General features: G+C 75.8%; 1 protein-coding gene. It reads left to right on the top strand.

The genetic code is table 11. From position 1 onward, the window contains the following. Positions 1-269 (top strand): HPP family protein (locus KVT32_RS30225; protein ID WP_217619443.1); only part of this gene is annotated, 269 nt, incomplete at both ends.

Below are 269 nucleotides of genomic sequence, written 5' to 3'. Positions count from 1 at the left end.
ACCTGCGCCGAGCTGATGTCGAGCCACGTGGTGTCGGTCGGCCCGCGCGACACCCTGGAGCATGCGCGCGAACTGCTGCTGCGCCACCGCCTGCAGTCGGTGCCGGTGCTCGACGAGCGCCGCTACCTGCTCGGCATCCTGGGCGTGGAAGACCTGCTGCGCCACGGCGGCTGGACCGCCCACCTGCGCCGGCTGGTGCCGGGAGCGGCGCCGCGCGTGGCCGACGCCATGCACCAGCGCGTGGTGGCGCTGCCCGCCGACGCGCCGCT

The sequence above is a fragment of the Achromobacter sp. GbtcB20 genome (genome assembly GCF_019091095.1).
Taxonomy (GTDB): domain Bacteria; phylum Pseudomonadota; class Gammaproteobacteria; order Burkholderiales; family Burkholderiaceae_B; genus Achromobacter; species Achromobacter mucicolens.
Note: the sequence above shows the minus strand (reverse complement) of the source record. Positions and strands in the feature narration are given on the sequence as shown.